This window comes from Bacteroidota bacterium (assembly GCA_018816945.1).
Taxonomy (GTDB): domain Bacteria; phylum Bacteroidota; class Bacteroidia; order Bacteroidales.
In genome coordinates this window covers 12779-35833 of record JAHIVC010000010.1, presented here as the reverse complement: position 1 = coordinate 35833, position 23055 = coordinate 12779, and the positions used below count along the sequence as shown (strand labels likewise).

At 36.5% G+C, this 23055-nt stretch carries 15 protein-coding genes; 3 read left to right on the top strand and 12 right to left on the bottom strand.

The genetic code is table 11. From position 1 onward, the window contains the following. Positions 1-29: 29 nt before the first annotated feature. From dxs to sufB, 7 genes are all read right to left on the bottom strand, one after another. On the bottom strand, positions 30-1928 hold the full coding sequence (dxs, locus tag KKG99_01505) for a 1-deoxy-D-xylulose-5-phosphate synthase (protein MBU1011656.1): 1899 nt from the start codon (positions 1926-1928) through the stop codon (positions 30-32). A gap of 64 nt (positions 1929-1992) precedes the next feature. Further along, positions 1993-2316 carry an SUF system Fe-S cluster assembly protein gene (locus KKG99_01500; GenBank protein MBU1011655.1) on the bottom strand — a complete coding sequence of 108 codons (324 nt, stop codon included), beginning with the start codon at positions 2314-2316 and terminating at the stop codon, positions 1993-1995. Positions 2317-2340: 24 nt separating this feature from the next. Continuing rightward, positions 2341-2775 (bottom strand): SufE family protein, encoded by a 435-nt coding sequence (locus tag KKG99_01495; protein MBU1011654.1) that lies wholly within the window; start codon positions 2773-2775, stop codon positions 2341-2343. Between the two features lie 17 nt (positions 2776-2792). Continuing rightward, positions 2793-4016: a cysteine desulfurase gene (locus tag KKG99_01490; GenBank protein ID MBU1011653.1), complete on the bottom strand. Its 1224-nt coding sequence runs from the start codon at positions 4014-4016 to the stop codon at positions 2793-2795. 16 nt (positions 4017-4032) lie between these two features. Beyond that, positions 4033-5445: a Fe-S cluster assembly protein SufD gene (sufD, locus tag KKG99_01485; protein MBU1011652.1), complete on the bottom strand. Its 1413-nt coding sequence runs from the start codon at positions 5443-5445 to the stop codon at positions 4033-4035. Between the two features lie 19 nt (positions 5446-5464). Next, positions 5465-6220 carry a Fe-S cluster assembly ATPase SufC gene (gene sufC, locus KKG99_01480; protein ID MBU1011651.1) on the bottom strand — a complete coding sequence of 252 codons (756 nt, stop codon included), beginning with the start codon at positions 6218-6220 and terminating at the stop codon, positions 5465-5467. A 17-nt stretch (positions 6221-6237) separates the two neighbouring features. Then, entirely contained in the window at positions 6238-7686 is a 1449-nt protein-coding gene (sufB, locus tag KKG99_01475) for a Fe-S cluster assembly protein SufB (protein MBU1011650.1), read from the bottom strand. A gap of 180 nt (positions 7687-7866) precedes the next feature. Between sufB and thiL the strand changes: the two genes are divergently transcribed. Both thiL and uvrC read left to right on the top strand, forming a co-directional pair. Then, complete coding sequence (thiL, locus tag KKG99_01470) at positions 7867-8919, top strand: thiamine-phosphate kinase (protein ID MBU1011649.1); 1053 nt, start codon at positions 7867-7869, stop codon at positions 8917-8919. Between the two features lie 38 nt (positions 8920-8957). Continuing rightward, a complete protein-coding gene (gene uvrC / locus KKG99_01465) occupies positions 8958-10754 on the top strand; it encodes an excinuclease ABC subunit UvrC (protein ID MBU1011648.1) in 1797 nt (598 codons plus the stop codon). 54 nt (positions 10755-10808) lie between these two features. Here the strand turns inward: uvrC and KKG99_01460 are convergent, their stop codons facing one another. From KKG99_01460 to ruvA, 5 genes are all read right to left on the bottom strand, one after another. Beyond that, the gene (locus tag KKG99_01460; GenBank protein ID MBU1011647.1) at positions 10809-11489 is read right to left on the bottom strand and encodes an energy transducer TonB; all 681 of its coding nucleotides are present in this window, start codon (positions 11487-11489) and stop codon (positions 10809-10811) included. 70 nt (positions 11490-11559) lie between these two features. After that, on the bottom strand, positions 11560-11898 hold the full coding sequence (locus KKG99_01455; GenBank protein ID MBU1011646.1) for a VanZ family protein: 339 nt from the start codon (positions 11896-11898) through the stop codon (positions 11560-11562). 103 nt (positions 11899-12001) lie between these two features. Then, positions 12002-12382 carry a glycine cleavage system protein GcvH gene (gcvH, locus tag KKG99_01450; GenBank protein MBU1011645.1) on the bottom strand — a complete coding sequence of 127 codons (381 nt, stop codon included), beginning with the start codon at positions 12380-12382 and terminating at the stop codon, positions 12002-12004. Positions 12383-12482: 100 nt separating this feature from the next. Further along, positions 12483-19772 (bottom strand): cell surface protein SprA, encoded by a 7290-nt coding sequence (sprA, locus tag KKG99_01445; GenBank protein ID MBU1011644.1) that lies wholly within the window; start codon positions 19770-19772, stop codon positions 12483-12485. Positions 19773-19914: 142 nt separating this feature from the next. After that, positions 19915-20499 carry a Holliday junction branch migration protein RuvA gene (ruvA, locus tag KKG99_01440; GenBank protein ID MBU1011643.1) on the bottom strand — a complete coding sequence of 195 codons (585 nt, stop codon included), beginning with the start codon at positions 20497-20499 and terminating at the stop codon, positions 19915-19917. Between the two features lie 240 nt (positions 20500-20739). On the opposite strand from ruvA, the gene KKG99_01435 reads away from it, so the two are divergent. After that, positions 20740-23031, top strand: coding sequence for an NADP-dependent malic enzyme (locus KKG99_01435; GenBank protein MBU1011642.1), 2292 nt, complete (start codon positions 20740-20742; stop codon positions 23029-23031). The last annotated feature ends 24 nt before the right edge of the window (positions 23032-23055 follow it).

Below are 23055 nucleotides of genomic sequence, written 5' to 3'. Positions count from 1 at the left end.
AAAAATTATAAGTAAAGCAAGTAGTTTCACTACATCCGTTTAACTTCCTGATAAATCCCTTCTGCATCAAATCCGCATTCTTTGCTTAGTTCTGCAATGCTTCCCTGCTCAATAAACCTATCTGGGATTCCCAATCGTTTAACAGGTGCCTGATAATGATGATCGGACATAAATTCGACTACTGCACTACCCAACCCACCAATAATGGTCCCGTCTTCGACCGTAATAATTTTTTGATAATTTTTTAAAATATGGTGAAGCATTTCTTCATCAATCGGTTTTAAAAACCGCATATCAAAATGTCCGATCCGGATATTTTCTTCTAACAGTTTTTCACATGCTTTTATTACCGTATTGCCGATGTGCCCGATCGAAATAATAACTATTTTTTCACCTTCAGAAATGATTCGTCCTTTACCGATTTCAATTTCTTTAAATGCTGTTTTCCATTCAGGCATTACCCCTCTTCCTCTCGGATATCGTATCGAAAATGCCCCATGATTTTTTAGCTGTGCCGTAAACATTAAATTTCTTAACTCTTCCTCATTCATCGGAGCTGAAACAATCATTTCCGGAACAGACCTCAAATAGGCCAAATCAAATGCCCCATGATGAGTGGCTCCATCTTCACCTACCAAGCCTCCACGATCCAGGCATAATACAACAGGCAATTTTTGCAGAGCCACATCATGAATGAGTTGGTCGTAAGCTCTTTGCATAAAGGTAGAATAGATATTACAAAAAGGGATCATTCCCTGGGCAGCCAATCCGGCTGAAAACGTAACGGCATGCTGCTCTGCAATTCCAACATCAAAAACCCTTTCAGGCATTTTTTCCATCATTAAATTTAATGAGCAGCCCGTTGGCATTGCAGGTGTGACACCAACAATTTTTTCATTTTTCTCGGCCAATTCCAAAATGGTCCTACCAAATACGGTCTGGTATTTAGGAGCTTGTTTTTCTGCACACTTGGTTTGAACAATTTGACCTGTTTTTCGATCAAACGCTCCGGGCGCGTGATAAAGGGTTTGATCCTTTTCTGCCGATTTTAATCCCTTGCCTTTCTTTGTAATAATATGAAGAAGCTTCGGTCCGGGTATATTTTGCAAGTCAACAAACAGACGTGCCAGTCTTTTTACATCATGCCCGTCAACCGGTCCAAAATAACGAAATCCAAAGGATTCAAATAAATTACTTCTTCTGAGGATAGATCCTTTGATGGCATTCTCAATTTGTTGGGCAATTCGCTGGTGATTAGGCCCATATTTAATGGTGACCTTGCCTAATAATTTCCAAATGAAATTTTTAAGTCGATTATAAACAGGCGATGTCGCAATATCAACCAGATAATCTTTCAGTGCTCCAACATTTTTATCAATAGCAATACCGTTATCATTCAAAATAACAAGCAAATTTGTTCCGGAAACTCCCGCATTATTCAGGGCTTCCATCGCCATTCCACCCGTCATTGATCCATCACCGATTACGGCAATATGCTGACGATTATTGTCTTTTTTTAGATTAGATGCAATGGCCATACCCAACGCTGCCGAAATTGAAGTTGATGAATGCCCAACCCCAAAAGCATCAAATTCGCTTTCGCTCATTTTCGGGAATCCGCTGATGCCCTTGAACTTTCGGTTCAAGTGAAAAAGGTCTTTACGTCCGGTTAATATTTTATGGGCGTAGGCCTGATGACCCACATCCCAAATCAAGCGATCGTAAGGGGTATTATAGGCGTAATGAAGTGCAACCGTGAGATCAACTACCCCTAAACTTGCACCCAGATGACCCGGATTTGTTGAAGTAGCTTCAATGATAAACTCCCTTATCTCATCACAAAGCTGAGGAAGCTTTTCTTCGCTCAACTCACGTAAATCGGAAGGATTTTCAATATGTTTTAATAGCTCACCAGTATATTCTACCATAGTCAGTAACTTCTCGTACAAAATTACAGGAATTAAATGAATAATAGGGGATGGATAACAATTATTATAATAAGCCCAAATCAAGTTTTGCTTCTTCCGACATCATATCCTGATCCCAGGATGGCTCAAAAGTTAACACCACGTCAACCTCATTAACGCCTTCAAGCGCTTTTACCGTTTCTTCAACCTCAACTGGCAAACTTTCGGCGACAGGGCAATTGGGGGCAGTCAGAGTCATGACTATTTTAACATTTTTTTGATCATCCACATTAACCTCATAAATCAATCCTAGTTCATAAATATTAACGGGGACCTCAGGATCAAAAACGGTTTTTAATGCTTCTATTATCTTTTGTTCGAGCTCAGAATTTGCAACAATATTAGCCATAGTATTATTTTCAAAATGAAGAAATCATTTAGATACTTTAGTTTGAAATGCCAGAGCGTAAAGCTTCATTTGCTTAATCATTGAAACCAATCCGTTTGAACGATTGGGTGATAAATGCTCTTTCAATCCTAATTTCTTCACAAAAAAGAAATCAGAATTCAGGATATCTTCCGGCGTTTGCTTGTTCATTACACGGATCAATAAACTAGCAAGCCCACGTGTAATTACCGCCTCGCTATCGGCACTAAAAAGAACTCGTCCGTCTTTATATTCAGCATGTAACCAAACCTTCGACTGACACCCGGATATTAAATTATTATCAGTTTTAAGATCAGGATCGATTTTAGGAACATCCTTTCCCATTTCAATAATGTAATTGTATTTGTCCATCCAATCTTCAAAATGGGTAAATTCTTCAATAATCTGATCTTCTATGATACGAATGCTTTCTACCTCCATAGCTTAGATTTTTTTAGTTATTCAAACATTTTTTTAACTTGTTTGACAGCATTAATTAGTAGGTCAATTTCATCAAAATTATTATACATTGCAAAAGAGGCCCGGATGGTGCCGGGTATTTTAAAATGATCGATAATTGGTTGGGCACAATGATGCCCGGTACGAATAGCGATTCCAAAATGATCAATAATAGTTCCTGCATCGTACGGATGGATTTCCCCAATCAAGAATGATACTACCCCTGCTTTTTGATCGGCTTCACCAATGATTCGGATTCCTTCAATCTTTTTCAACTCTCGTGTAGCATATTTCAATAACACATTTTCATGCCGTGAAATTTGTTCAATACCTATACTTTTTATATAATTGATCGCTGCACTCAAACCCAACACGGCTTCCACATTCGGCGTTCCGGCTTCAAATTTAAAGGGAAGACTATTGTAGGTTGTATGCTGATAACTCACTTGGTCAACCATCTCGCCTCCCATTTGATAAGGTGGCATTTCCTCTAAAAATTGCTCTTTGCCATATAAAACCCCTACTCCCATTGGCGCGTACAATTTATGGCCCGAAAAAGCATAAAAATCACAATCCAATTCCTTAACATCAACGGCTGAATGAACGATGCCTTGGGCACCGTCAATCATCACCGGAATATTTCGTTCATGAGCTTTTTGGATGATTTTTTTTATAGGATTGATGCTCCCCAGCGCATTCGAGATATGAGCAACGGCCACTAATTTAGTTTTGGAATTCAAAAGCTTTTCAAATTCCTCAAAAACAAATTCCCCCTTATCATTAACCGGAACAATCTGTAATTTGGCTTGTTTTCGCTGACATAAAATCTGCCATGGAACTAAGTTGGAATGGTGCTCGAGTGCGGATATAATGATTTCATCGCCTGCATGGATAAATTTTTCGCCAAACGAATAAGCCAATAAATTAATGGCATCAGTGGTTCCTTTCGTAAAAATTATCTCGTACTTTTCTTTGGCGTTAATATAAACTCTAATGTTTTCCCTTGCATCTTCATAGGCGGATGTTGCAATTTGGCTCAAATAATGAACTCCACGATGTATATTGGAATTGTTCCAAGTATAATAATCAACAATTGTATCAATTACAACTTGGGGTTTTTGGGCAGTAGCTGCATTATCTAAATACACCAATTTCTTACCGTACACTTCTCTGTTGAGAATTGGGAAGTCAGCCCTAATCTTTTGAATATCAAATGGATTCATCTTAAGCACAAAATTACTAAATTTTGCTTAAATCAATATCAAAATGGATTTCTTTTTCCGGACTTCCGCAATGCAATACGCAAGTTTCACATACAGAAAGCTCACCGCGCAAACGCTTTTTAACCATATCGTCAATTCTGCTACGCAAAGCCTCAATTGAAATCTTATCAATTACCTCTGCAGCAAAAGCATACATTAACAGCATTCTTGCATTATCTTCACTTATTCCGCGCGATCGCATATAGAACATTGCTTCCGTATCCAATTGTCCAATGGTGGCGCCATGACTACATTTTACATCATCGGCATAAATCTCCAAAAATGGTTTTGTGTCGATTGTGGCTGTATCTTTCAGTAAAATATTTTTATTGTTTTGGAAGGCATTGGTACGTTGTGCATCTCTTTGAACTAAAATATGCCCATTAAATACGCCACTCGCTTCATCATCCAATATTCCTTTAAACAATTCAGTACTTGTACAATCCGAAACTTTATGATCAACAAAAACGTAATTATCGATGTGCTGCTTTTTGTCCATCAAGTATACACCGTAAACATTGGCATTTGCACCTTTTCCATTTAAGGCCACAAAAATATTGTTTCGGATCAAACCACCATTCAACGAAATGGCGTTGCTTGAAATGTTGGCATTCGAAGCAAGTTTGATAAATGTTGAATTGATGAGGGTCGAATTATTGTTCAGATTTTGGAGTTTATAGTGATCGAGATTTGCATTTTCTCCAACAAAAACTTCAGTTACCGAATTATTAAAACTTGGTAATTTGTTGGTCGAATCATCACAGTGAACCAGAGTTAAACTGCTGTTTTTCCCTAAAACCACTATATTCCTGTTTTGCACGATCAGGTTTTCATTATGGTTGATGATACTAATCATTTGGATAGGTTTTTCTACCCGAATCCCATCCGGAATAAAAATAAACGCTCCATCTTGTGCAAGTGCCGTATTTAAAGAGGTTATTGAATGATCATTTATATGCTCACTTTTATTATAATATTTTTCAATTAGTCCGGGATAAATTTTCATTGCTTCGGACAAGCTTCCAATGATAACTCCATTTGGTAAAGTCTTAAGCTCCCGAAATCCATTTACAACCCAACCATTTAACAGCGAAAGGATTTCGGTATCAAAATCATGAACATCACAAACAAATAGTTTGCTTAAATCAACACCCTCCTCTTTAGGTTTAAGAAATTGATGATAATCCTGAGACAAAACTTTTGATAAGTCGGTTGACCGCCATAACTCTTCTGAAACCACCGGAAAGCCCTTTTCTTTGAAATGCTTAATGGCCTCTGTTCTGCATGCTGAAACTGTTTTTATATCATTGGTAAAAGCAGTCTCTTTATTTTCTTCATAAAGATCAACTAATTTTTTTTCCAGTAATATTTGTTCGTCACGTTTATTCATTATCCTTCGTGTCTAAATTTTAGCGTTCAACTTCCTGCTTAATCCAGTCGTATCCTTTTTCTTCAAGTTCTAATGCCAATCCTTTTCCGCCCGATTTAACAATTCGTCCATCAAACAAAACATGAACAAAATCGGGTTCGATATAATCGAGTAATCGCTGATAATGGGTGATAATCATAAAGGCATTCTGCGGGGTCTTGAGCAAATTAACACCATTCGCTACAATCCGCAGTGCATCAATATCAAGACCTGAGTCAGTTTCATCTAAAATTGAAAAAGTAGGCTCAAGCATGGCCATTTGAAAAATTTCGTTTTTCTTTTTTTCGCCACCAGAAAAACCTTCGTTTACTGAACGCTTGGTGAGTTTTGAATTGATCTCGACCATTTTCTTTTTTTCATCCATCATTTTAAGGAATTCTCCTGCAGGCATGGGTTCTTTTCCCTGATATTCCCTGTGTGAGTTTATAGCAGTGCGCATGAAATTGGTCATGCTAACTCCCGGAATCTCAACCGGATATTGAAAACTTAAAAAGATCCCTTCTTTGGCTCTATCTTCCGGGGCCATTTCCAAAATACTTTTCCCTTGATAAATAATCTCTCCCTTGGTAATTTCATAACCCTCACGACCGGTAATGGCAGCAGCCAGGGTACTTTTTCCGGTACCGTTGGGTCCCATAATCGCGTGAGTTTCACCGTAATTGATTCCGAGATTTAAGCCTTTAATAATTTCTTTACCGTTTATCGAAACATGTAAATCTTTAATACTCAATAACATTTTTATCTATTTTATGATTATCCTACACTCCCTTCAAGGGTAATTTGTAATAATTTTTGTGCCTCTACGGCAAATTCCATCGGAAGTTGATTTAAAACCTCTTTAGCGTATCCATTTACAATCAATCCAATGGCACTTTCAGTTCCAATACCTCGCTGATTACAATAAAATAATTGATCATCAGATATTTTCGAGGTCGTTGCTTCGTGTTCAACGATTGAAGATTTATTATCGGTTTTAATGTAAGGGAAAGTATGCGCCCCACATTTATCTCCTAAAAGCAATGAATCGCATTGTGAAAAATTTCTTGCGTTTTCTGCTCTCTTGGTAACTTTTACCAATCCCCGATAACTGTTATTACTGTGCCCTGCCGAAATTCCTTTTGAAATGATGGTACTACGAGTATTTTTACCGATATGCATCATTTTACTCCCTGTGTCTGCTTGCTGATAATTATTGGTAACCGCTACCGAATAGAACTCACCAACTGAATTATCGCCTAATAATATGCAGGAAGGATATTTCCAGGTAATGGCTGAACCTGTTTCAACTTGTGTCCAGGCTATTTTTGAATTTGCTCCTTTGCACATTCCCCGCTTGGTCACAAAATTATAGATCCCCCCAACACCTTCTTTATTACCGGGGTACCAGTTTTGTACGGTTGAGTATTTCACTTCCGCATTTTCCATTGCAACGATCTCTACGATAGCAGCATGAAGTTGGTTTTCATCTCGCATCGGCGCTGTGCAACCTTCCATATAACTCACGTATGAATTGTCCTCGGCAACAATCAATGTTCGTTCAAATTGTCCCGTATTAGCAGCATTAATCCTGAAATAGGTGGAAAGCTCAATCGGGCATCTTACACCTTTTGGAATGAAGCAAAAAGAACCATCGCTAAATACGGCAGAATTTAAAGCAGCAAAATAATTATCGGTGTAAGGAACTACAGAGCCCATGTATTTTTTTACCAGATCAGGATGATTTTGAACAGCTTCGCTAAATGAGCAAAAAATGATCCCGTGTTTTGATAGGGTATCCTGAAAAGTAGTTTTAACGGAAACACTATCGATAACAGCATCAACGGCAACTCCCGACAAATGTTTTTGTTCATCCAATGAAATTCCTAATTTATTGAAAGTATCGATCAATTCAGGGTCAACCTGATCCAAGCTTTCTAAACTCGCTTTCTTTTTAGGCGCAGCATAATAAATAATATCTTGGTAATTAATGGGTGGATACTTCAAATGCGCCCAATCCGGTTCTTTCATTTTTTGCCAATGTCGGAATGCTTTCAACCTTTGCTCAAGCATAAATTCCGGTTCATTTTTTTTATTGGAAATAAACCTGATGGTATCTTCGGTTAACCCTTTAATGGCGGTTTCTGTTTCAATATCAGTTACAAAACCGTACTTGTATTCACCTTGGGTAACCTCATCCAATATATTGTTTTTCTCCTTGCTCATTTCTTATAAATGTTTCATCTTATTTGTATTAAGTTTAAATAAGAATAGGCCTGCAAAGATAAATAAAATAAGCCAGAATAATAAAAAATGGTGCTGATTAAATTTATAATTTTGCTGCCCGTTTTAAAAATGTTAATTTTATAAAAATCTACTGAAATCAAACAATCAAAAGTATAAAACATGATTGATCAAAATACCAGCCGTACCGAATTATCAGAGCTTGGTGAATTTGGACTTATTGAACATTTAACCAAGAATATTATACTAAAGAACAAAAGCACCATTAAGGGAGTGGGTGATGATGCAGCGGTAATAAAAGCTGGGGATACACATCTGTTAATTTCAACTGATTTGCTCACCGAAGGGGTTCATTTCGACTTAACTTATTCTCCATTAAAGCATCTTGGATATAAGGCAGCAGTAGTTAATTTCTCGGATATTGCTGCAATGAATGGTTTGCCAACACAAATAACCGTTGGAATTTCTGCTTCAAATCGTTTTTCGGTTGAAGCACTCGAAGAGCTGTATTCAGGAATTTACATGGCCTGCGAAAAATACGGCGTTGACTTGATTGGCGGAGATACGACCTCCAGTGCCGGTAATTTATTTATAGCTATCACTGTAATCGGAGAAGTAGAATTTGAAGACATCACTTATCGAAACACAGCAAATCAAAATGATTTGATTTGTGTGAGTGGTGATTTGGGTGGAGCCTATATGGGATTGCTTTTACTTGAAAGAGAAAAACAAGCCTTTATAGCAGATCCGAATATGCAACCGGAGCTAGAAGGTTACGATTATATTTTAGAACGACAATTAAAACCTGAGGCTAGAATTGATATTGTAAAATCGCTTAAAGCCCTTGGTGTTAAGCCAACTTCAATGATCGATATTTCGGATGGATTGGCTTCTGAAATAAAACACATTTGCAAGAATTCTAAGTTAGGATGTCAGATTTACGAGGAAAAAATTCCTATCGACATTACTACTATCAGCATGGCAGAAGAATTTAAAATGGATCCAACAATAGCAGCTTTAAGTGGTGGGGAAGATTATGAATTACTCTTTACGATCAAACAAGCTGATTATGATAAAATTAAGTCGTTAACCGATATTAGTGTGATTGGCCATATGACCGAATTAAATGAAGGTGAATACCTGATCAGTCGCTCCGGAACAGCCATAGAACTAAAAGCGCAAGGTTGGGATGCCATGAAAAAAAATGAGAATTAATTTTTACATTTTATCTGTTGAAATACGCCAATCCACATATTGATCTATTAAAAGAAATCATAAAATCACTACCCGGGAAAGCGGGGGTTTATCAGTATTTCAACAAGGATGGGAAAATCATTTATGTAGGAAAAGCAAAGAACCTGAAAAAAAGGGTTTCATCTTATTTTAACAAAGACCAGACTGCAAATGGTAAAGTTAGAATATTAGTTAAAAACATCGCCGACATCAAATTCATTGTGGTCGAAACTGAATTTGACGCCCTTCTTTTAGAGAATAATTTTATCAAGAAGTATCAACCACGTTACAATGTTTTGCTTAAGGATGACAAAACCTTCCCCTGGATTTGCATTAAAAATGAGAATTTTCCACGAATTATTTCGACAAGGCATCTGATAAAGGATGGTTCGGTTTATTTTGGTCCTTATGCCTCAGTTCGGATGATGAATACTTTGTTGGATTTAACGAAACAACTTTATCCTTTACGAAACTGCAACCACAATCTCTCAGAATCCAATATTATTCAGAACAAATTCAAAGTATGCCTTGAATATCATTTAGGGAACTGCATGGGTCCTTGTGTAGGTAAGGAATCAAAAGAAGATTACAGTCAAAAAATTGATAACATTACTGATATCATCAAAGGAAATATCAGTACCGTTGCAAACCAGCTCAAGAAATTGATGGGTTCTTACGCTCAGGCGGAGGCCTTCGAAAAAGCGCAAATTGTTAAGGAGAAACTCGAACTATTAGATCGTTATAAAAGCAAATCAACCGTTGTTAACCCTAAAATAAATAATGTCGATGTTTTTTCAATTATTACGGATGAACATAACGCATTTGCTAATTTTTTAAAAGTTGTTGATGGGGCAATTATTCAGGCACATTCAATCGAAATCAAAAAGAAACTTAATGAAAGCCCTGAAGAGCTTTTAGCAATCGCAGTAGCTGAATTACATCAGCGATTTCAAAGTAATGCCAAAGAAATTATTTTATCTCACGACATTAAACTGGAGTTTCCGGGAATAAAATTTACCATTCCTAAACAAGGTGATAAAAAGAAATTACTTGAACTTTCAGAACGCAATGCCAAGTATTATAAGCTCGACAAGTTGAAACAAAAATCGTTGGTTGATCCTGAACGACATTCAAAACGCATTCTCAATCAACTGATGGAAGATTTAAGGTTAAAGGAGTTACCTGTTCGCATCGAATGTTTCGACAATTCAAATATGCAGGGAGATTATCCTGTTGCTGCAATGGTTTCATTTAAAAATGCCAAACCAGATAAAAATGAATACCGACATTACAATATCAAAACCGTTGAAGGCCCCAATGATTTTGCATCAATGGAAGAAATTATTTATAGAAGGTATAAACGTTTGACTGAAGAAAATAAAGAACTTCCACAACTTATCGTGGTTGATGGTGGGAAGGGCCAACTAAGTGCAGCAATAAAAAGTCTTGAAAAGCTAAATTTAAGAGGAAAGATCGCAATCATCGGTATCGCAAAGAAGTTAGAGGAAATTTATTTTCCTGACGATTCGGTCCCACTTTATATCAATAAAAAATCTGAAAGTTTAAAATTAATTCAACAACTCAGGGATGAAGCTCACCGCTTTGGAATCACACACCATCGCAATAAGATGGAAAAAGGAACCATTAAATCAGTGTTGACCGAAATAGAGGGTATTGGTTATTCAACTGCCCAAAAATTACTCTGGAAATTTAAATCAGTCAAAAACATACAGGAGGCAAATTTAGAAGAGATTACAAAAGTAATTGGGAATGCAAAAGCCAATATTATTTTAGAATATTTTAATAAGATCACATAAAAAAATCCCATTGCTTAAGGCTATGGGATTTCTATTATTTAAATAAAAGTCTTTTTATTGCAATGTAAACTTAATAGGGAGGTTAAACTGAACACGAACAGGTTTGTTTCTTTGTTTACCAGGAATCCACTTAGGCATTAATTTTACAACCCTAACGGCTTCCTCATCGCATCCACCACCGATACCTCGGGTAATCTGAACGTCCGTAACAGATCCATCTCTTTCAACAACAAAAGTTACATGCACCCTCCCTTGTATTCCACTCTCTCGAGCCATGGTGGGGTACTTAATATTTTTGTTAAGAAATTCCATTCTAGCTTTCTCACCACCCGGATATTCAGCATCAGCCTCAACTATGGTAAATATGTGATCCTCCTTAATTTCAGCTTCTTCCTCCATTTTGATTGGAACATATTCTGCAATTTCTGTTTTCTCATTAGCTTGAGCGTCAATCTCGATTTCAGTCTCAATCTCAACTTCATCTTCAACAATATTAATTACAGTTGTTACAGTTGGAGGGGGTGGTGGGGGTGGTTGCACCTTTTGTTCCGTAATCGGAATAATTTCTTCAACAATATCAACAGCCTCACGCGTTCCTATATCTATTTTTCTTTTTTCATAGCTTTTGTACTCGAAAGCAACAAACACTAGAAAAAGGGCTATCACTAAGCCAAATTGAACAAAAAGCATTCTTTTTGATTCGAGGTCGGCTTTTGGGGTCTTTTTTGCATCCATGATATTAGTTTTATACTTGATCTGTAATTATTTAAAATCGTTTGCTAAAATATTAAAAAAACTTATTGTTTTATAATTTAATATGCTTTTTTTTTGATGTCACTAAATAGATAGTTAATCCAGCCAAACACCCTATCATATTCGCAATAAAATCATATAAACTTCCATCTCTGTTTATAAATATTTTAGCTTGTAATATTTCTGTTAAAGCTGCAAATATTATGCCAATAGTTAGCAAAATTATGAGTCGTTTAATTCCCAGAACAGCTGTGTTTAGATGCTTTGCCACACTATTTAATAAAAGGTAAAAAAACACCCCATATAAAAAAATGTGCATAATTTTATCCGGTCTTAGCCAACTCCAAAAGTTTTCAACCTTTGGAATCATGTTTCCAGGAACTCCTGACAAGATCAAAATTATTATGGACCATAAAAAAACCGGCCAGAAGTTTTTTAACATCATTTATAAGTATAACAGTGTAATGGGAACATTCCTTTACCTGCAATATAAATTAAGCTTCAATCAAATCTTTGTACTGTTTGGCAGTAAGCAAAGAATCCAGCTCTTGTATATTTGTAATTTTTATTTTAATAATCCAACCCTTTCCGTATGCATCTTTATTTACATTCTCAGGAGCTACTTCTAAGTCTTCATTAAAAGCAATTACTTCCCCGCCTACCGGCATAAACATATCAGAAACGGTTTTAACTGCTTCAATTGTACCAAAAGCCTCTTCGGCTTCTAATATTTCGCCAACTGTTTCAACTTCAATAAAAACAATATCTCCCAACTCTTTTTGTGCAAAATCAGTTATCCCAATTGTTGCTTCGTTGCCTTCAACCAATATCCATTCATGGTCTTTGGTATACTTTAAATTTCCAGGTACATTCATTGCTAATTAATTAAAATTATTATGGGTCAAAAGTACAATATTTTGATCAAGAAAAATGAAAGAATTAATTTAAAAACACTCTAAATTAGCCACGAAATAACTAATTGAGTATAAATCTTAAACTTATACCTCCATTTGTTGTTGAATTCGGGTACTGATTACTAACAAAAGGATTATTGATAACTTTATCAAAGAAGAAACGAATATTAAATTTTTGATTTACCATATAATCAGCCGATGTTATAATTGAAATGACTTTTTGACCCGATGAAATCTGATTAATTCCCTCATCAATGCGCCTGAGGGTAGTTTTATTGGTACGCATAGAGAAGTCCGCTTTTAAATTTAAATCACTGCTCAAACGCCTTGACGAATTACCCCCACCACTTGATTTCATTGAAAATGAAACATCTTTAAGTCTATATCCAATCCCAACTACAATTTCATCACTTTTTACTTCAATCATTTGATTGTTGGTAAAACTAAATGCAAGATTACGTGACTTTTTGATTTCAGCTTTTGCAGATAAGCTGTTTTGTAAAATTACATCAATGCTTATGAGCGGTGCAAATTGCTCGCTAATTGAAACCTGTGAAATGTCATATTCCGGAATATAATTTTCCCTGTCAACATTTAATGTTGCTGGATAACCGTTAACCATCTGCCGCCCAACGCTTGAAACAAAATTTCCAACATTGTAAGAAGCACGGTAAGCATGCATAATGGTGATATTTCTGAAGAATTTTTGCAAGGCTTTAATTTTTGATAAACCTGTAAATGTTATCCGCCAATTAGGAAGTGGAATTCGAGGGAATTTTGTCAAAGACATTTTTTTTGCATCTTTCCCTGTATAGGCCGCCAACAAAGAATACAATAATACATCCTGAGAGGCAGGGCCATAACCAACAGGGTAACGCGATGTAATCCCGTTGATGGTATCCGTGTTAAATGTTTGGCCCGAATAGTTCGGGTTTTCTCCAGCGAGCCTAAAAGCGATTATTTCACGATTGTTTTTAAATTTCTCGAAATTCTCAGACATGTTATCAGCCAATTCCTTTTTAAAGGCAGAGGACCAAGCGATGGTCGACATACTAAAACTTCCATTATCAATCGGTGAATAGGAGTGGAATTCACCATTGGCATCAGCCCTAAAATATTCTGTATGATTCATGGAATATGCACGATCTGCATTCAATTCAATTTTAATTCCGGGAAATGGTTCAATTGAGGCCCTTAAAGTCAAATTAGTTGTTTTCTTAGTTGCATATGGCTGATTTAAAAGGGTATCGGTAGATAACCAACCATAGCGAACCGCGTCATTTCTGATATCCCTCTGATCCCCAAAAACAAACCCAATTCCCGGTGCAAGTTTGGATGGGGCGTCATTATGAATATCAGAATTGGGACTATATTTCCATGAATTTCCGAAAGAGGTTGGTTCGGGATAAAAACCCGGAATATAAGTGCCACTAATTTCAGAATAATTAAAAGAAGCACGTTTAACTCCCATTAAAAATTTTAAAAAATTGTCTGCAACAACTTTAAGATAATTGACTCTATTTAACAATTCAACTTCCTCCTGGCCTCTCATCACTTCTTTCTGAACATTTTGTCCTATTGCTGTTTGGGTTCTGTTTTGAACTCTTCTTGTTGGCTGATTTAGCGATTTAAAATATGGGATTTTATCGTACAGCCGTGTCAAGTTGAAATCACCCGTGAACTGAATTTGAGCTGAATTTTCAATCTGATTTCCAAATCGTTCCTGTAACGATCGTGGTGAAGCTCCCCAATTATATGTACCTTGATAATTAAACTGAGAACTCATCCAGTCGATAATTGGAATTTTCTGCAACGGTAAAGTATAATTCAGCTGTAATATCTGATTATATCTGTTTATTGTACCTAAGCTGCCAATTTCTTTATAAATCTCCCTTCGATAACCAGAATAATCAGCATCTCCTTTTTCAGGATTACCTTGTGGCTCATCAATATAAGCCGTAGCATTGGCTCTAAAATCAAGTTTTAAAGATTGTGATAAATCGAATTTAATATTATAGTTCCTGTTCCAATCCCATTTTTTCACATAGGATGTTTCCATCGGAACATCTCCCCTGCTTTTATTTCTGAGGGTTCGCATATCATGTTCACGGAACATATCAGTCCGAAACGAAATCTGCTTTGGCGCAAGATAAAAATTAAAGTCCTGGATTAGTTTTAAATAGGGAGATTGAGCCAGAAATTTTGATTTCCCAAAAGGTTTATAGATCTTGGGATTATTATTAAAATTATATCCGAAACCACCACGATAAGCCTTTTTCATATCATATTCAACATCAATATTGCGCGAAAAAATTTCGGAATATGCATAGGATAAATTTAGATTTTCAACATCATAAACTTTACTTTTGGTATTGTTAACCTTATCTTTTCTCACATTCATAAAATTGATGTTCTTCCGTTGAACATAATCAACAACAATTCTTTTCAGTGAATCACGTTCCAGCTTAGTTTCAAATGATTCTAACTCATCATTGAGTTTTACGTCAGGATCCAGAGGATTGTACTGTGGCGTACTTTGAGCTTCTGAATAATCAAAATGGAAAGGAATTCGAATACCTGATTTTTCAGTGAAAAATTTACCTAATTCCATATCCATACTAAAATCAAAAGAAGTAATGGCCTCTCTGAATGTTTCATTGACCCTTTGTTCAATACTTCCAAACCCGGCAGTATTGTGGCTGCCTGTAAAAGTCATCCGGCCAAGATCTGCCAAATTTGCTGAAATACGCCCTGTTGCAGCCCAACCTCCTTTATTACTGAAATCAGTCAATCGCATTTCATTTACCCATATTTCGGCACTTTTGGGCAATCCATCATCTCCGGCAGCCGAATTTATCTGCTTCGGATTTCTGATTCCAATTAAAACCGCCTTTACATCGCTTATACTGGGCATCCCGATAACAGTAACTTTGGCATTTCCGTCATAAACAACGTAAGGGATAGAATTGCTTAAATGAGAGTTAGGATCGCGCATAGCGATATTGCGTTGCTGCTTAATTTGCACAAGTTTTTCGAGGTCGATATTAAAACTATTATCTTCAGGCCAAATGGCCTCCGGATCAGAAACGTTTGTTCCCCAAGGTGTAAAATTCAGAGGGATTTCATATTCGTAATAGTTTTCTGTAAAATCAGCGCCAAATCGCATAAAAACACTCAATTCCCCTTTTTGAAGTTCTTGCGATTCATTCATTTTTTCGGCATGAACGAACATGCGAAGGTTTTTGTACTGACGAAAATCGAAATCAGTGGTTTTGTATACGCCCCGTGCATCTCCATCTTCAAGATTATCAACTTTTAAAACCATAGATTGCTCGTTCCTTCTTATGATATCAGTAGTGGCTATATTTATTTCCCTTTCAATTCCGGGAGGCACAACATAAGGAACAGGGTAACGTTTTCCGTTTTCTTCGATATTTACTGCCGACACATCAAAAGTAGTTTGGCTTTGCAAATCAATTGGGTCTGAGATCTCATCCGGAAGCAAAGAATTTTTATATCTTCTCCATTCTCCCCGAACCAGTTCTAATGTTGCAAATCTGAGCACAACCGGACGTTGAAAACCATTCATAAACATTCGTAAAAAACGAATGGATTTAAAATCCTGAATATTGCCAACGGCTTGATCAGGCTGACTTATGGGAATCTTAAACTGATACCATTTTGTGATTTTGAAGTTTCCATTGGGAAGTTGATGTGTAGTAGCTTCATAAATATCGGTAATATAATTTTCACCAATATTCATTTTTACTTTATCCAGATCTATTTCATATTGGAAATAGCGTTCGGCTTCGCTTAAAGTATTGTCATAATTAATATCCTCGATATTAGGTAATGAGGTGGCAGCAGTTGGATAACTTTCAATGTTTTGGTCGCTTGACGGTGAGTTTCCTTCAGGGTTATTAAAATTCTTATATCGTTCCAAAATACTCGCAAATTTGTTATCGTCATCATATGCACTGGATCTGAAATAATGATAATTATCAGATGACGGATCCTCTATGGCTTTTAGATAAGCATTTGAATTTGGGCCAAAAATTTGTTGAATTTTATTCAAATAGTCGTGTTTACCGTTAGTGCTGTCAAAAAACGATCTTTCATCATCATCACTTAAACCATCATAACCTACATCCTGATATTTTCTGGTTCCGGGCTGATTAGAGAATGATTCGACCAGTGATTGCAAAGTCGGGACACGGCCCCAAATTGTGGTATCTACATTAACAACTTCAGGTCCTGTAGGAAGTCCGTTCTCAAAACTTTTTCGTGAGTCCCTTAAAATATCTTCTGAAATATCGCCAAGATTGAAGAACAGTTTTCCATTATTGGTCGCATCTTCGGAGAATGGATCCATCAACCAAAACTCAATATATTCAACATTAGTTGCCTCAAAATCGGTTGATTCAATTTTACGCATTATTCCACCCCACCTTGATTCGGGGTTATTCAATTCACCCTGTTGATTGATACCTGCAGTTAGATTTCCAACCGGATCAGCATCATAATTATAAGGACCTTTTTCCTTCGGATAAAAAGCCATATTTAAAATCGGGATATTGGTAGGAATTCCATTAGGAATATCTTTATTCGGAAAAATTTCAGTCTCAAGAACCTGCCTCACACTATTTTTCGATAACTCATTATTATCAATATTTGGCGGTTTTAAATTTGATTTTCTATCATAAAACAACGGATCGATGATATACCAGGCGAATTTTGCCCTGTTTTTTCCGTAATTGATTCCTTCATTTGGTGCCGCTTCCGGAAACATTTCAAATTGACCCTGAGGAGTACTAGCCATTAACCATGCTCCAAAATTTTTCAAATCAAGGGTTGATTTGCTTCCTTCAAAATCGTCGATATAAGAAGTTCCTGTTTTTCCAATTGCTCTTGAATGACCGGGAATAAAATGCGCAAATTCACCATCAATATTAATAATTGATTTTTCCTTAGTACTTATAAAAGGCAATTTATCGACTAATTTGGTCAGTAATCTTGATTCCTCCTCGAAATTAAAATTAATACCCCAAATGGTATTTGAAATTGGGTCATCGCCATAATTTGTTTTTTGGGTAAGCGGCCTTTCGTTCAAATTGATAATGGTAGCTCCGATATTGGTATTTTCTTTCAGCGCATAATTGATATGTGTGCCCATCAACCGCTTTGTTTGCAAATTGAACATTGAGTTGCTTTCGAGCGATACCCTGATCGGAGTCCCTGAGTTTAAGATCCCTTCATTGATAATCCTTACTCTTCCAAGCGTATAATCAACCGTATAATCAATGTTTTCGGAAAGGGGGATGCCGCCTGCCGAAACAACTACCGAACCTTGAGGAACATTTAAGGCATTTAGCGATATTTCATTACTTGAGGATGATTTATAAATTCCTTCCAGCAAAAATTTATTTTTATCAGGATATTGCTCTGCACCTGTTTTGGTCAAAGTATAGAGAGAATCGTAGGAATATTTATTGGCTAGTTCCGGATCGGTGAACAGCTTTTTTAAATCTTTACCAAAGGGTTCCAATAGAGGGAAAAAGATTCGTCCATTAGCTGCTTCAATCGTTCCACCGTTCCTAGCTGCACCATCAATAAAATCGAATATTCCATCGGGAGGAGGATTTAATTGAGGGTTCAGGTTATCCATATTTAATAACCTAATCAACGGAACTCCCTTTATATTTTCATCCCCTTCAGTTAGATAAGCCGTAGGAATTCCATTTTTATTTCCGGAATAAAAAATATTAAAAATAAAATCTTCCGGATTCACCTGGTAAGCCCTGATCGAATACACATTTTTCATCATCAAATCCCACATCTTATTATGGGTATTTACAGAAGTACTTTTTAGCAATTTTACTATCAACACTTCGGGGGCATCAACCCCTTGGTCCGTAAATTCACCTACCTGATAAACCCGATCGTTACCAATTACAGTGTACTGATAAGCAACTGCCAGGGTTTGATCGGCATTCAGTGTTGTATTTAGCGAAATAAAACCAAGCTTACTATTATAAGTATATTCTGAAGGTCTTAATTTTCGTGCACTTTCAATTTTTTCAAAATCCTCCCCTGCTACAAAATATCCTGATTGTCCAATATTTAAAGGATCGTACTTTAGATAATTAGATACGGTATTGATGTTTCGCAACTGGGTTGTATCCAGGTTATTCATTAAGTTATTGGAAAAATTTGAAGGCAAATTACCCCCTGATAGCGGATTGATATATCTGTTGTTTGGATGATATTCTCCCAAATCAGCTAAGGCAATGATATTTCTGTTATCGGATACAGCCGGACCGATGTTGGTTACCCACACTTCCATCCGTGTAATATTGACATTTGATGCTATAACCGGAAGGTTTCTTAATGCTTCATTATATCGGTTACTAGGTTTCCCATCTTGGCCGATGACATCCTCTCTAAAATATTGTCCAACAAAAAAGTGACGGTTTTCTTCATAATCAACCGCTGTTAAACTGAACTTGTTGGTTTGAGCACCTCCTTGTACAGTGATAGATGAGGTTTGGCTTTTTTGCTGCGAGAAAACACTGGTAATCGTAGCTTTTCCAAACTGTAATTTTGTTTTGATCCCAAACAAACTTTGGCTACCGGTAATGAGTGTTGTAGGCAGTGGTAAGGTAACATCACCGGCCTCAATAAGCTTAACAATTTCGTCTTCCTTGCCCTCATATTTAAGTGCCAGTTTATTTTCAAAATCGAAAGTTGATTCGGTATTATAATTTGTTTTGAATTGGATTTTATCGCCAATATTAGCCAAAACACTCATTTGGATTTTTTCATTAAAATCGAAATTTGTTGTACGTCTTCGCCTTACGTCGAGTGTTTCATCTTTTCGGTTATTGGATAATACCCCAAATGTTAATTCGGCTGAGCCCTGAGGTCTGATGTCTATTTTGTTTCCTCCAAAAATCTGATCGAACACCTCACCCCCGATATGGATCGCAGGAATAATACCGGCTCTGCTATCATTTCCCGATGCATTGATCCGCTCTTTCCAATAATCACTTTCCGATTTTTTTAATGCATAGTCCTGATATTCGTTAAAGCCCATGCTGAAAGGAGAACGGTAGTTCAGATTCCCCATCCGACTAAAAAAAAGATATTCTTTATTTCGAGGATCATAAATAATCTGAGATTTAATATTTGAAGGGGTTCTTAAAAATAGGGGACTAAAAAATTTATAATTAAAAGGTTCAAAAAATCGACTTGTAAAAGGGTACTGCAATTTCATCCCACTTATGGTATCCTGCGTCAGGAAAGGGTTGTATTTTGGTTTATTCAGTTCATTTTCGTCTGCAATGGCTTTCATACTTATAGAAGTAAGAACAAAAATGAATATCAGAATCCATCCATTTGAAAAGATATATTTGATTGGAGATATCAAAGAATGAATACGATTATTAAAACATAAAATGAAACGATCATGATTTTAAATCCAAAAAAAGCAAAGGTTAAAATGATTTTAATACATTTTTGATCAATTCCTCAACACTAAGGTCGCTACCTTTAGCTTCAAGAACTTTATCAATGGCTTTTGATGCAAGGTTTTTATTAAAACCAAGAACCACCAATCCAGATAACGCCTCTTCCTTTTTTGTATTGTGTGCAAACTGAATATTATCAACCATCCCATCTCCTTTTTCCAATTTATCTTTTAAATCAATAATAATCCTTTGGGCAGTTTTGCCACCAATCCCCTTAACCGATTGCATTGCGGCAATATTGCTGCTTAATATGTTTGCAACAATTTCATTTGGGCTCATCGACGATAAAATTAAGCGAGCGATATTGGCTCCAACACCTGATACAGAAATCAATTGAACAAATAATTTTCGCTCATTGATGGAATGGAAACCATATAAAAGTTGAGCATCTTCTCTTACAACAAAGTGGGTATGTAATCTGCATCGTTTTAATCCTTCAATTTGGGCATAAGTATGAAGAGAAATATGAATCTGATATCCAATACCGTTCACATCAATTACCACATAGGTAGGTGTTTTTTCAACTAAATTTCCTTCGATATATGAATACATCTATTCGGATTTTGGGTTATTATTTCAAAACAGTTGCTACTTTGCGAGCGAGTAAAAGTACAAATTTAATTTTATGATAAAAATTTGACTACGCTAAAATAGAACCGTTTTCATTGCAAATGACTATGTTTCAAAGAATAATTTTTAATCAGTATATATAAGGGATTTCAATCATACGTAAGATAGATATTATTAAATTTGTATCTCATTTGTTTAGATATTCACAATAAACTTAAAGTAATGGATAATTTATTTAGAAAAGATGCCTTAATCTATCATTCTGAAGGAAGACCCGGCAAAATAGAAGTGGTTCCAACCAAGCCATATTCTACACAAAGAGATTTATCTTTGGCTTATACTCCAGGGGTTGCTGATCCCTGTTTGAAAATTAAAGATAATCCCGAAGATGTTTACAAATATACTGCGAAAGGAAATTTGGTAGCAGTAATTTCAAACGGAACAGCAGTTCTAGGATTGGGCGACATTGGCCCGGAAGCAGGAAAACCAGTAATGGAAGGTAAGGGGCTCCTTTTTAAAATTTTTGCTGATCTTGATGTTTTTGATATTGAAGTCGATACCAAAGACATAGACAAATTTGTTGAAACAGTAATTAACATTGCTCCAACATTCGGTGGGATAAACCTTGAGGACATCAAAGCTCCCGAATGTTTTGAAATTGAAGAAAGGATCAAAGCAAAACTAAATATCCCGGTTATGCACGATGATCAGCATGGAACAGCTATTATTACTGCTGCCGGTCTTCTTAATGCGCTTAAAATCAATAAGAAGAAAATAGAAAAAATTAAGATAGTTGTAAATGGAGCTGGTGCTGCTGCTATCTCATGCACCAAACTTTACGTTGCGCTCGGGGTAAAACGTGAAAATGTAATCATGCTCGATTCGAAAGGTGTATTACATATTTCGCGTACCGACCTGAATGAATCAAAGAAACAATTTACCACAAGCAGAAACGTTCACACTCTTGCTGAAGCTATTGTTGATGCAGATATGTTTTTGGGACTCTCCGTAGCTGGAGTCTTCTCAAAGGACATGTTACGCTCTATGGCGAAAAATCCAATCGTTTTTGCATGCGCAAACCCGGTTCCCGAAATCATGTACGACGAAGCTGTCTCTGTTAGAGAAGACCTTATTATGGGTACAGGAAGATCCGATTATCCAAATCAGGTTAATAATGTGTTGGGATTCCCCTTTATATTTAGAGGTGCTATGGATGTCCGTGCAACATGTATCAATGATGAAATGAAATTGGCCGCATCCTATGCATTGGCAAAATTAGCACAAGAACCAGTTCCTGAGCAAGTCAACATTGCCTATCATGCAACTAATTTAAAATTTGGAAAAGATTATATTATACCAAAACCTATTGATCCACGCCTCATCGAACATGTAGCTCCTGCAGTTGCAAAAGCAGCAATGGATTCTGGTGTGGCCCTGAAGCCAATAACCGATTGGGATGCCTATCGTGATGAACTTCGTAAGCGACTTGGGGTAAGTAATCCAATTGTCAGACAAATTAAAGCAAGGGCAAAAAGAGATCCAAAACGAGTAGTATTTGCTGAAGCTGAAAATTATAAAATGTTAAAGGCAGCCGAAATTGTACTCAATGAACAGATAGCAACTCCCATTCTGCTAGGAAATGTTGAAGTCATCAAGAATTTAATTGCCACCAATAACTTAGAATTAAGTGGAGTTGATATTATAGATCCAAAATCAGATGAGGAAAAAACCCGTCGTCGTGGATTTGCAGAAATCCTTTATACAAAACGTCAAAGAAGAGGTGTCACCTTAACTGCTGCTAAAGATTTGATGCAACATCGTAATTATTATGGCCCGATGCTGGTTGAAACAGGATATGCAGATGCAATGATATCAGGCTTAACACGAAATTACCCCGATACCTTGAAACCAGCTTTACAAATTATTGGGATGAAACCAAATGCCAATATTGTATCCGGGATGTATATCATCAACTCGAAAATGGGCCCAATTTTCTTTGCCGATTGCACTGTTAATAAAAATCCGGATGTTGATACGCTGGTTGAAATAACATTACAAACAACTTATGCAATTGAACAATTTAAGATTAAGCCCAGAGTAGCATTCTTATCTTATTCAAACTTTGGGTCAAACGATGGTGAAATTCCAAAAAAACAACGAATTGCCGTAGCTAAACTGCACAAAGAATATCCAGACATGATTGTGGATGGTGAAATGCAGGCCAACGTTGCTTTAAATGCAGAAATGCTCAATGAAAATTTCCCATTTTCAAAGCTTGCAGGAGCACCTGCTAACGCTTTAATATTCCCTTATTTAACCGCAGCTAATGTGGCTTATAAATTGATGCAGGAAATGGGGCATTATGAAGTAATTGGGCCTGTTATTAATGGGATGAATAAATCAGTTCATGTATTGAACATGGGAAGTAGCGTTAATGATATCGTAAACATGGTAATGATCTCTGTTGTTGATGCCCAATGTACTGCCAAAAGAGATAAAGGTGAGAATTGTTAATACAGGAGTTTTGAAAATTTGACA

Excerpts from the sequence above, each read along its gene's own strand:
- dxs (MBU1011656.1), bottom strand. The coding sequence starts at position 1,928 with ATGGTAGAATATACTGGTGAGCTATTAAAACATATTGAAAATCCTTCC.
- KKG99_01500 (MBU1011655.1), bottom strand. The coding sequence starts at position 2,316 with ATGGCTAATATTGTTGCAAATTCTGAGCTCGAACAAAAGATAATAGAA.
- KKG99_01495 (MBU1011654.1), bottom strand. The coding sequence starts at position 2,775 with ATGGAGGTAGAAAGCATTCGTATCATAGAAGATCAGATTATTGAAGAA.
- KKG99_01490 (MBU1011653.1), bottom strand. The coding sequence starts at position 4,016 with ATGAATCCATTTGATATTCAAAAGATTAGGGCTGACTTCCCAATTCTC.
- sufD (MBU1011652.1), bottom strand. The coding sequence starts at position 5,445 with ATGAATAAACGTGACGAACAAATATTACTGGAAAAAAAATTAGTTGAT.
- sufC (MBU1011651.1), bottom strand. The coding sequence starts at position 6,220 with ATGTTATTGAGTATTAAAGATTTACATGTTTCGATAAACGGTAAAGAA.
- sufB (MBU1011650.1), bottom strand. The coding sequence starts at position 7,686 with ATGAGCAAGGAGAAAAACAATATATTGGATGAGGTTACCCAAGGTGAA.
- thiL (MBU1011649.1), top strand. The coding sequence starts at position 7,867 with ATGATTGATCAAAATACCAGCCGTACCGAATTATCAGAGCTTGGTGAA.
- KKG99_01460 (MBU1011647.1), bottom strand. The coding sequence starts at position 11,489 with ATGGATGCAAAAAAGACCCCAAAAGCCGACCTCGAATCAAAAAGAATG.
- gcvH (MBU1011645.1), bottom strand. The coding sequence starts at position 12,382 with ATGAATGTACCTGGAAATTTAAAGTATACCAAAGACCATGAATGGATA.
- sprA (MBU1011644.1), bottom strand. The coding sequence starts at position 19,772 with ATGAAAGCCATTGCAGACGAAAATGAACTGAATAAACCAAAATACAAC.
- ruvA (MBU1011643.1), bottom strand. The coding sequence starts at position 20,499 with ATGTATTCATATATCGAAGGAAATTTAGTTGAAAAAACACCTACCTAT.
- KKG99_01435 (MBU1011642.1), top strand. The coding sequence starts at position 20,740 with ATGGATAATTTATTTAGAAAAGATGCCTTAATCTATCATTCTGAAGGA.